Origin of the sequence: uncultured Campylobacter sp., assembly GCF_937890585.1 — a bacterium.
In the GTDB taxonomy this organism is placed as follows: Bacteria; Campylobacterota; Campylobacteria; order Campylobacterales; family Campylobacteraceae; genus Campylobacter_A.
In genome coordinates this window covers 1-9,107 of the sequence record NZ_CALACG010000349.1, presented here as the reverse complement: position 1 = coordinate 9,107, position 9,107 = coordinate 1, and the positions used below count along the sequence as shown (strand labels likewise).

General features: G+C 38.7%; 13 protein-coding genes. 2 read left to right on the top strand and 11 right to left on the bottom strand.

The window, feature by feature from the left end:
* Window positions 1–664 (top strand): hypothetical protein (locus tag Q0296_RS10520; RefSeq protein ID WP_298040357.1); only part of this gene is annotated, 664 nt, incomplete at its 5' end.
* A gap of 368 nt (window positions 665–1,032) precedes the next feature.
* On the opposite strand, the gene modD is transcribed toward Q0296_RS10520, so the two are convergent.
* The 10 genes from modD to Q0296_RS10470 all read right to left on the bottom strand — a co-directional run bounded on the left by modD (window position 1,033) and on the right by Q0296_RS10470 (window position 8,003).
* A complete protein-coding gene (gene modD, locus Q0296_RS10515) occupies window positions 1,033–1,866 on the bottom strand; it encodes a ModD protein (protein WP_298040355.1) in 834 nt (277 codons plus the stop codon).
* A gap of 1 nt (window position 1,867) precedes the next feature.
* Window positions 1,868–2,125, bottom strand: a complete 258-nt coding sequence (locus Q0296_RS10510; protein ID WP_298040353.1) for a helicase — start codon at window positions 2,123–2,125, stop codon at window positions 1,868–1,870.
* Window positions 2,126–2,136: 11 nt separating this feature from the next.
* Window positions 2,137–3,561, bottom strand: a complete 1,425-nt coding sequence (locus Q0296_RS10505) for a sodium:alanine symporter family protein (RefSeq protein ID WP_298040359.1) — start codon at window positions 3,559–3,561, stop codon at window positions 2,137–2,139.
* A gap of 51 nt (window positions 3,562–3,612) precedes the next feature.
* Entirely contained in the window at window positions 3,613–5,688 is a 2,076-nt protein-coding gene (locus Q0296_RS10500; protein WP_298040351.1) for a heavy metal translocating P-type ATPase, read from the bottom strand.
* Window positions 5,672–5,995 (bottom strand): YtxH domain-containing protein, encoded by a 324-nt coding sequence (locus Q0296_RS10495; RefSeq protein WP_298040349.1) that lies wholly within the window; start codon window positions 5,993–5,995, stop codon window positions 5,672–5,674. The genes Q0296_RS10500 and Q0296_RS10495 overlap by 17 nt, the downstream gene beginning before the upstream one ends.
* Window positions 5,995–6,309, bottom strand: a complete 315-nt coding sequence (locus Q0296_RS10490) for a hypothetical protein (RefSeq protein WP_298040347.1) — start codon at window positions 6,307–6,309, stop codon at window positions 5,995–5,997. Before Q0296_RS10490 ends, Q0296_RS10495 begins: the two co-directional genes overlap by 1 nt.
* Before the next feature lie 9 nt (window positions 6,310–6,318).
* Window positions 6,319–6,630, bottom strand: coding sequence for a hypothetical protein (locus tag Q0296_RS10485; RefSeq protein ID WP_035142665.1), 312 nt, complete (start codon window positions 6,628–6,630; stop codon window positions 6,319–6,321).
* Window positions 6,631–6,661: 31 nt separating this feature from the next.
* The gene (locus Q0296_RS10480; RefSeq protein WP_298040338.1) at window positions 6,662–7,312 is read right to left on the bottom strand and encodes a ferritin-like domain-containing protein; all 651 of its coding nucleotides are present in this window, start codon (window positions 7,310–7,312) and stop codon (window positions 6,662–6,664) included.
* Entirely contained in the window at window positions 7,305–7,628 is a 324-nt protein-coding gene (locus Q0296_RS10475) for an HMA2 domain-containing protein (RefSeq protein ID WP_002942231.1), read from the bottom strand. The genes Q0296_RS10480 and Q0296_RS10475 overlap by 8 nt, the downstream gene beginning before the upstream one ends.
* A 102-nt stretch (window positions 7,629–7,730) precedes the next feature.
* Entirely contained in the window at window positions 7,731–8,003 is a 273-nt protein-coding gene (locus Q0296_RS10470; RefSeq protein ID WP_298040333.1) for a transcriptional repressor, read from the bottom strand.
* Between the two features lie 78 nt (window positions 8,004–8,081).
* On the opposite strand from Q0296_RS10470, the gene Q0296_RS10465 reads away from it, so the two are divergent.
* On the top strand, window positions 8,082–8,291 hold the full coding sequence (locus tag Q0296_RS10465) for a hypothetical protein (RefSeq protein WP_002942234.1): 210 nt from the start codon (window positions 8,082–8,084) through the stop codon (window positions 8,289–8,291).
* Between the two features lie 108 nt (window positions 8,292–8,399).
* Here the strand turns inward: Q0296_RS10465 and Q0296_RS10460 are convergent, their stop codons facing one another.
* Complete coding sequence (locus Q0296_RS10460; RefSeq protein ID WP_103569923.1) at window positions 8,400–9,065, bottom strand: lipid-binding SYLF domain-containing protein; 666 nt, start codon at window positions 9,063–9,065, stop codon at window positions 8,400–8,402.
* Between the last annotated feature and the right edge of the window lie 42 nt (window positions 9,066–9,107).

Genomic DNA, 9,107 nt, shown 5'->3' with positions numbered 1-9,107 from the left:
ATTTAAAGAAGTAATAATTGACATAAAAAACAAAGCAGAAAATGGACAAGATTTAACTTGTTACCTGTCGAGAGGTATAATAAAAAATTTAAAAGAGCCAGATAGATTATTAAATGATTGGGGTGTTGTTCATCTACATTTGTCTAATGATATAGAAAATGATGGTTTTTGTAAAAGAACAAATGAGCTGCTTTTTGTATATAGAAATTTCACAAATCCAACTGATCTATATTTTTTAGACATATTTGAACATGGACGTTGGAGCGAAAAGATAATTTTAGAGACTATTTACAAAAACTGGCCATTGTTACTAGAGCCTTTTAAGGTAGATTGTATAGATATATCATATAGTCCAACCGATGATGATGTTAAATCGCTAAGAAGTGCAAATATTAATACTGCTATAAAACTTGATGATGGAAGTGTTTATATGGTAGCTGGTGGAGGTATGACTATGGCTGGCACAAATATACATTCTATCTTAAAACAAAATGAGTGTTTGAGATTCTTCACAAATATAGAAAAAGAGATAGTTAATAATTTTAAAGTTCCTGCTGAAGCTTTATCATTGGTTCTTGAAGATAAAAAATTAGTCATTAAAATAAGAGATCAAAAGATAGAGCATATTAAAACTCCGTATGATAATATTTTTAGACAGCTATAAGTTCTCATTAGCAGTTGAGAAAAAGCATTTAAGGCTATAGTAAAAAGTTTGATTTTTGTATTAATGTTAGCTTTCACTTTGTGTAAGTGAATGAGAGATTAAAAAAGAGAAACAATGAGATGAATTTACTTTGCAAGCTCGTAATTGCAAGAAGATCGCAAGTCATACCTCTCTTTAAATAAAAAACTTTAAATTCTAAAATCAATTTTTGTAAATTTTCAAATCCTACTCACTTGATTAGTGGATTACTAATTTTAAAGTTGTGATATGTAAGCTCTAAAATTGAAATTTGCTCGAGGATATTGAGATGTTAAATTTGATAAAAGCTTATCGGTATATAGATTATATGTATTTTTATTTGTAAAATTTTACAAAATTTCAAGTCTTGCGCTGATGTCAGCAACGCCTTTTGAGTACATTACTGAAGTGACGATGGCGTCTGCGTTTGCAAACTCTTTTGCGTTTGATAAATTTACTCCGCCAGCTGCTAGTATCATAGTATTTTGTGAAATTTCATCTCTTAAAGCTAGCACGTTTTTGATAAGCTCTGGGCTAAATTTGTCACACTGCACGACGTCGCACTTTGCCTTTAAAAGCTTGCTTGCTTCCTCTAAATTTTCAGCCTCTACGCATATCTTTCGCTCGACCATTTTAGCTTTAAATTCTGACAAATGCGAGATAAATTCATCAAAACTAGCATAGGCTTTTATGTGGTTTCTAAAAAATAAAATGCTATCGCTAAGCCCCAGCCTATGCATGCCACCACCGCCTTCAAGCACGGCTTTTACACAAAATTTCTTTGCAAATGGAAAGCTCTTTCTGGTTGCTAAAACCTCGCATTTTTCATTGATACTTTTTGCAGTTTTTACCATTTTGTTTGTGTAGGTTGCGATGGCGCTGGCGTACTCTAGCGCGACTTGAGCCAGCTTCCAAGCCTTATGTATGCTCTCGTAGTCGCCATAAATTTTGATGATCACATCGCCAGCCTTGCAAATTTGAGAGTTTTGCACAAAAATTTCACTCTCACACCCAAGTAGCCTCGCCACACTCGCTGCCACATCTACGCAGCTAACGCAAATTTCATCACGCGAGTAAATTTCAAGTGAGGCGTTTTTATCGATATTTTGAAGCGACGTTGTGAGGTCAAAGTAGGGTAGGTCCTCATTGATGTAGTATAAAATTTCAGCGTCGCTTAGTCTCATTTTACGCCTTTTTTGAAGTGGTTTTTGCTTTTACGATCATCTTTTTAAAAATGCCGTTATCGTAAAGTCCAGCGTGGTAAAGCGCAAAGCATGTAAATGCGATGCCAGAAACTACGTGAAATTTTTTAACAGATCTATTTTTCATAAAAAGTGCGCTTAGACAAATAGATGCCAAAGTGACGCTCATGCCGACCTTTGCTACCTTTCTGTGGGTATTTATGTCAAGTAACTGACCGCTTATTTTTATATCGTTTTTCAAATTTTCCTCCGTTAATCTCTCTTCCAGCAGCTTGTGTTTTTGATACCAAGGCTCTCTGGGTCAAACTCTGGATTTAGTCCGGCTCTTCTTTGAGCTTCGTAGTCTTTAACCGCTATTATCACCACTTTTGAAAGCAAGAAAATAGCGATGATGTTGATAGTTGCCATCGCAGCCATCGTGATATCAGCGATGTTCCAGGCGAGTTTTAGATTCATCTGGGCGCCAACAAATATCATAATGACAGCCGTTATCTTAAATAACAACGTAAGCTTGTGGTTTTTGGTTAGAAATTTCATATTTGCCTGCGCGTAGTAGTAGTTGCCAATGAGCGAAGTGATGGCAAAAAGCACGACCGCAAGGGTGGTAAAATGAACTCCAAATTCACCAAAATACTCTTTCATCGCAGCTTGCACGAGTGGGAGCGCCGTTAGTAGCTCGCCGCTTGAGCCAGTTTGCTTTGTGAGGTAGGCCTGCGAAAATAGCACGATCATACCAGAAGCGATACATATCGTCATATCGATAAAGACCGCCATAGCCTGAACTAGGCCTTGTTTGACTGGGTGGCTTGTGTGCGCTGCAGCTGCTGCGTTTGGCGCTGAACCCATGCCAGCTTCGTTTGAGAAAAGGCCTCTTTTTATGCCTATTACGATCACGCTGCCGGCAAATCCGCCAAATATCGCTTTAAAATCAAAGGCGTTTTCTAGGATCATCTTGACAACATCTGGAATTTCTTTGAAATTTAATACGATCGCAATAAGTGCCAGCGAGATATAAGCAAGCGCCATGAAAGGCACGATATATGAGCTTACTTTACCGATGATATGGCTCTTGCTAAAGAACATAACCGCCGCAAATGCCGTTAAAATAAGGCCGATACCAATAGGCAAGCCACTTTGTGAAAAGCTCACGTTGCTGCCAGCCTTGTCGTAATAAATTTCAAAAGCAGAGGTCATGGTGTAGCTTTGAAGCCCGTTAAAGCCATAAGCATAGGTGATGATAAGAATGATGGCAAACAAAGAGCCAAGCCACTTTATGCCAAGCCCGTTTTTGATGTAGTAAGCTGGACCGCCTTTAAAGCCAAAAACATCTTTGGTCTTATAAATTTGAGCCAGAGTACTCTCAATAAAGGCTGAAGCTGAGCCTAAAAACGCCATCAAACACATCCAAAAAAGTGCTCCAGGGCCACCTGCGACGATGGCCGCTGAAATTCCAGCTATGTTGCCTATGCCAACGCGTGAAGCAGTCGAGATCATAAGCGCTTGAAATGGCGTCAAATGGTGCTTGTTGTACTTGTCTTTTTTCTCTACCAATACTCTGCAAGCTTCAAAAAACATCCTAAACTGCACAAAACGGGTCAAATAACTAAAATAAATTCCCGTAGCCACGAGAACGATAACTAAAAAATATCCATATAAAAAGTCGTTGGCTACGTCCATTTTGCCATTTAAAAGGTCTAGAAACTTTTCAAACACCATTTTCCTTTAAATTTATTTTGATTTGAGCTTTACGCCTTTCATTGAATTTAATAAAAGCCAAATCGTTGTGCCATTATGAAGCACGGCAGTTGCTATTGGATTTAGCATACCAAGCGTTGCGGCACTTAGTATAGCTGTGTTTACGCCCACGGTTGAGCGGAAATTTGAGCTTATTAGCTTCATCGTCTTATTTGCGAGCTCTTTTGCAAGCGCAACGCTCATGATATCGTCTTTTAAAAGGCTTATGTCAGCCGTCGCTTTGGCGATATCAGCGCCTTTGTGCATGCTTATGCCTACATTTGCCTTAGTTAGGCTTGGTGCGTCGTTTATGCCGTCTCCAACAAAGGCTACCTTTTTACCCTCACTCTTTAGCTCCTCGATGATCGCTGCTTTATCTGTCGGCAAGCACTCTGCATAGACCCTGTCAAGGCCTAGCTCGCGCGCTACCTCTTCAGCCTTACTCTTGATGTCGCCACTTAGCATAACGACCTCTTTGACGCCAAGAGTTCGCAGTTTTTCCACCATATATTTAGCGTTTGCTCTCATGTCATCTTTCATAGCGATCACACCAACAAGCTCTTTGTCATATCCTACGTAAAGCAAGGTTAGTCCGCTTTGTAATGCCTTGCTTATGAGCGCTTCATGAGCTTTAAAGCTTATCATCTCATCATCTTCTAAGAAGTGCCTACTGCCGATGACCACCTCTTTGCCGTGCATCGCAGTTTTTACGCCGTGAGCCACGATAAATTCGACTTCGTCGTGGTGAATGTGGCTAAATCCACGCTTGTTTGCAGCCTCAACTATCGCCTCAGCCACTGGGTGGAAGTAGTGCTCCTCAGCACTTGCTGTTAAATTTAAGATATCATCCTCTGAAAAGCCATCTTTAAAAGAGTAAATTTCAACAACGCTTAGGCGTCCGTGAGTTAGAGTGCCTGTTTTGTCAAAGACAAAGGTATCAACCGAGCTTAGAGCCTCGATAGCTTTTGCGCCTTTTATAAGGATGCCGTTTCTACCAGCCTTTGAGATGCTTGACTTAAAAGCAACTGGCGTAGCAAGCTTAAGCGCACAAGAGTAGTCGGCTTGAAGCACGCTAGCAACGCTGTTCATATCTCTATTTATCACATACGAAAGCCCAGCAAGCGAGAGTGTGACTGGCACAAGTTTGTCAGCTAGTTTTAGAGCTTTTACGCCGATAGCTGACTTTTCATTGAGCGAGCTTTGGATGTACTTTTTGATCCTTGCGGTTGCGGTGTCGCTACCGACATTTTCAGCCCAAATTTTGATCCTGCCCTCATCAACAACAGTGCCGCTTATGACGCGGTCGCCTCTAGCTTTTGCTACTGGCTCGGCCTCGCCGGTCATTGAGACTTGATTGACATCTGCGTTGCCCTCGACTATATAGCCATCAACGCCGATAGTCTCGCCAGCTCCCACGACTACGATATCGCCTTTATTTAAATTTTCAGTTTTTACCTTTTCAAGCGTCTTTTCACCGTTTAAATTTCGCTCGACCCATACCTCTTCGATGTTTGGTTTGGCTAGCTCTTTTATTAGATCATCGCTTCTGTGGCTAGCACTTTCTTCCATGTATTCGCCGATATTTATCATCAAATTTGTGCTATTTGCCGCCAAGTGATCGCCCATAGCAAGGCTAGTGCCAACAGCAGTTGCCTCAAGCACTTTTGAGGTGATGCCATCGTACCTTAGCTCTTGTGCACCTTGTATTAAATTTGGAGCTGTTGCGTAAAGAGTTACGGCTGATTTTAGAGTTTTGTTACTCATAAACGGCGTTACACCAAGTGCAGCAGCAGCTTTGTAGATATTTGCTTTGCTAGGCAGGCTCTCATCTTTTGGCTTGGTTGGAAAATCATAACTTTTTATAAAATCTAAAATTTTCTCATAGCTATTATCAAACTCGACGACGATGCTTTTTGCGTATTTATTTACACGCACGCTTTTTGCATCGGTTCGTTCTGAGATCGCAGCCTCGATGGCGCTGACATCACTTCTAGCGTTTAGGCTCTCGCAAATAAACCTCGCTCTGTTTTTGCTCTTATGAGCTAGAGTGACCTTATTTTTGTGAGTCAAGTTCTGCTTTGACATCTTCAAAACGCTCTTTTAGTTCTTCTATGCCAGCGTTTATTAGCTCGCCACCTTTGATGATCGCTTTAAATACGCACTCTTGTGCTTTTGGATTTGTTAGCACATATGCTGCGATCCCACCAAGCACTAGGCCTTTTACAAAGCCAGCTGTGTTGAAATTTTCAGGGATAAATGGCAGATCTTTTGCTGCGTTGTTTATCGCATTATCGATCGCACTTGGTTGAGTTGTTGCAGCATTATTTACCGCACTTGCGTTTTCTACGTTATCTTCGTTGATATAAGGGTTATTCATTATTTACTCTCCAATTTTATTAGTTCTTCAGCTATCAAAAGACCGCCGATGCCAGCTGCTGTGAAAGCTGCTGCGTTTAGATATTTTTTTTGCGCTATCAAATTTGAAGCGTGAATGCCAACAGCACCTACAAAACCGCCAGTTATAGCGTATTTTACTATCTTCTTAGCGACATCTTTTTTAGTTGCTCTGTTGTTTAGATAGTCGTTAAAGCCAAGCGCAGCCGCACCCATGCCAGCGATTAAGGCTCCGCTGATGAAGTGATCAAACGGAAGCCTTGTGTTTGAAAGCGTAAAAAGATTATTTTCTTGCATTCTCTATCCTTAAGCTATATCGTTTGGTGTGATAGCTTTTGGAGCTGCTGGCTTTTTAGCGCGTGGTTTTCTTGTTTTTTTAACCACTTTTTCAGCCTCTTTTTCTACTTTTTTAGCGCCGCGTTTTGCTTTTTTCTCTTCTTTAACCATGAAGTCTTTTGCATCTTTTGCGACGTTTTTGCCTTTTTTATAAAGATCTTTTGCAGCCTCTTTGCCTTTGTCTAAGCCGTCTTTTGCGCACTCTTTGATCTTATCTCTTTTACTCCAAGCAACTACTGCTAAACCGCCTACTGCTAAACCTGCTAAAAATGGTAATGCCATTTTAAATCCTTTCTTTGTTTGATTTTGTAAATTATTCATCTTCTCCATCCTTATTTAAATTTTTGCTAACTACTGAAATGCCTAATGCCCCAAGCGCAAGCCCGCTAAAAAACGAGAAATTTGGGTTGTTTGTGATCTTTGCCAACTCGCTTTTATCAGCCTTACCACTTGCGATATTTTGCAAGCTTTTAGTTATCTCATTAAAGTCATTTTGATAGCTTTCTAAAATATTTGTTATGCCATTTTGCTCAAAATTTTGTGAAATTTCATTTAAATTTAGCTCATTTTTTGCTCCAGCTCCACTATAAATTTCTTTTAAGCAGTGCTTTAAAGAGGCTATGTATTCGTTATTTGAAGTAGCCCAAAGTCTAAAAAATAGATCTTTTAACTCCTCATCATCTAAGCTTTCACAAAATTTTTCATACATTTTGTTTAGCTCATTTTCATAGTTTAGTGCCTCTATCAGCGCATCTTCTTTATTTTTTGCTGGCAAAAAGATGGCTTCATTTTCACAAACAAGCTCATACTCATGCGCATTTGCAAATTTCTCTATCAAGATGATCGCATTTTTTCTTACGCTTGCGATTTGATCAAATGCTTCACCAAACGAAGCTAAACCTTCATATAGCCTAAGTGCGTTTTTTTCGCTCGTATAAGAGGCGTTTAAAAGCTCATTAAGCATATTTTACTTCTCTTGCTACTTCATTTACTTTAGCTGAAATTTCTTCTAAATTTTGCCCTTTTAAGAGATCCTCCCATAGATTTTTAGGGAAAATTTCATGGTCGTATTCGATCGTTACAGAGCCGATTATCTTGTTAAATTTAACATTTTTTATGCCATTTATCTGAGCGATCATATCATCTAAACTAGCTAAATTTACGCTACTACTTAGCTCTTTGATCTTTGGGCTAACCCTAACTCTTAGTCTGCCATTTGTGTGAGCTATCATTGAAAAATAGCTTGCAACTTGTGCTAAAGTTTGTGTTTTTATATCCATTTTCATCCTTTTGTTTTGTCTGCGTATTATCTAATCTGTAACTTAAATCAATCTGAATTTTTTTTGTCTTTCATTATCAAAAAGCAAAATGAAATGATAAATTTAAACCCCATTTTTTGCTTGGCAATCGCTACAAATTCCATAAAGTATCATCTTGTGAGACTCTGCGCTAAATGATCTTTGACTACAAATTTGATCTTGTCTTTGCTCTATCATCTCATCTTCAAAATCAACCACTTTGCCACAAATTTCACATATCAAGTGATCGTGAGAGGATTTTAAATTTAGCTCGTAATTTTTAACACCATTTTGCTCAAAACTATTTGCCAGATGGTGCTCTTCAAGAAAATTTAAAAAGGTATATATGGAAGTCATTACAAATTCTAAGTAAAGGATTTTATAAGCTTCTTTTGGTATAGTTTCGCATTTTTTAAATCAGAATTAAGGAACGAAATGACTTACGACGAGCTAGAATTAGACGCCGTTTTGTTAGAGGTTTTGGAAAATAGAGGCAGCTTTGACTCGATGGATGACGAAGAGCTTTACGAGCTTATCGAGCAAGTCGCGCAATATACAGACGGCGACTACGAAGAGGCGTTTGAATATATGACTCAATTTTCTCCAATCCCTAAAAAACGCTTTGTATCACTATTTATGGTTTAGCAAAAGGCTAAGCCATAATCTTGCTAAATTTATAAACTAAAATTTCTAAAATCTTTAAAATGTAAAAAAAGAGCTTGACTCTTCTAAAAGAGCCAAGATATGAGGTTATTATAAGAAGTATTTTGAGATTATCTCTTTAAATTTGATTGTGTATTTGCTAGCTTTTGGGCTGTTGTTGTAGATATCTTCAAAGTCATACATTCTCTCATAGTAGTCGTTTGTATCTTGTGCGTTTATCTTAAGTCTTGCCACATCTAAGCTAACGCCAACAAAAGCTCCACTAGTCTTGCCACGCTCCTCGACAAATGCTGAAATTTCAGGCAAATCACTAGCTATCGCCACTTCGTTGCCAACGCCGCCAGTTGCTTCTGCTTTTAGACTGATCGTATCTTTTGCGTTAAACAAGCTTGCGTAGGCTTCCGAGTTTTTAAACAAAATGATCATATCAGCCGAGCTATATCCTAGCTGAAGGCCGATGCTGCCAGATGTGTAATTTACAAAAAATGGGCTTGACCACTCGCCATTGTCGTTTTTAGCGATAAATACGCCTCTGCCTTTTGAGCCAGTGATGATCGCGCCTGCTTTTGTTACGTCTGGGATGATAGCGATGGCTTTGATGCCTGTAAATTTGGTATTTGGTTTTAAATTTCTAGTGCCAAAAGCGTTTAAAATGTTTATCGCATTTTTTAATTTTTGATTTTGAATCACATCAGCGTTTAAATTTAACGCAAAAAATGAGCCGATCAAAAAGAGTAAAGTTAGAATTTTTTTCATCAAATTTCCTTATTTAAAATTTTTGTTATTATAGCCTAAAAT

Bases quoted from the DNA above. Each gene is read 5' to 3' on its own strand.
- Q0296_RS10460 (WP_103569923.1), bottom strand. From the start codon at position 9,065: ATGAAAAAAATTCTAACTTTACTCTTTTTGATCGGCTCATTTTTTGCG.
- Q0296_RS10465 (WP_002942234.1), top strand. From the start codon at position 8,082: ATGACTTACGACGAGCTAGAATTAGACGCCGTTTTGTTAGAGGTTTTG.
- Q0296_RS10495 (WP_298040349.1), bottom strand. From the start codon at position 5,995: ATGAATAACCCTTATATCAACGAAGATAACGTAGAAAACGCAAGTGCG.
- Q0296_RS10505 (WP_298040359.1), bottom strand. From the start codon at position 3,561: ATGGACGTAGCCAACGACTTTTTATATGGATATTTTTTAGTTATCGTT.
- Q0296_RS10475 (WP_002942231.1), bottom strand. From the start codon at position 7,628: ATGGATATAAAAACACAAACTTTAGCACAAGTTGCAAGCTATTTTTCA.
- Q0296_RS10480 (WP_298040338.1), bottom strand. From the start codon at position 7,312: ATGCTTAATGAGCTTTTAAACGCCTCTTATACGAGCGAAAAAAACGCA.
- Q0296_RS10490 (WP_298040347.1), bottom strand. From the start codon at position 6,309: ATGCAAGAAAATAATCTTTTTACGCTTTCAAACACAAGGCTTCCGTTT.
- Q0296_RS10470 (WP_298040333.1), bottom strand. From the start codon at position 8,003: ATGACTTCCATATATACCTTTTTAAATTTTCTTGAAGAGCACCATCTG.
- Q0296_RS10485 (WP_035142665.1), bottom strand. From the start codon at position 6,630: ATGGCATTACCATTTTTAGCAGGTTTAGCAGTAGGCGGTTTAGCAGTA.
- modD (WP_298040355.1), bottom strand. From the start codon at position 1,866: ATGAGACTAAGCGACGCTGAAATTTTATACTACATCAATGAGGACCTA.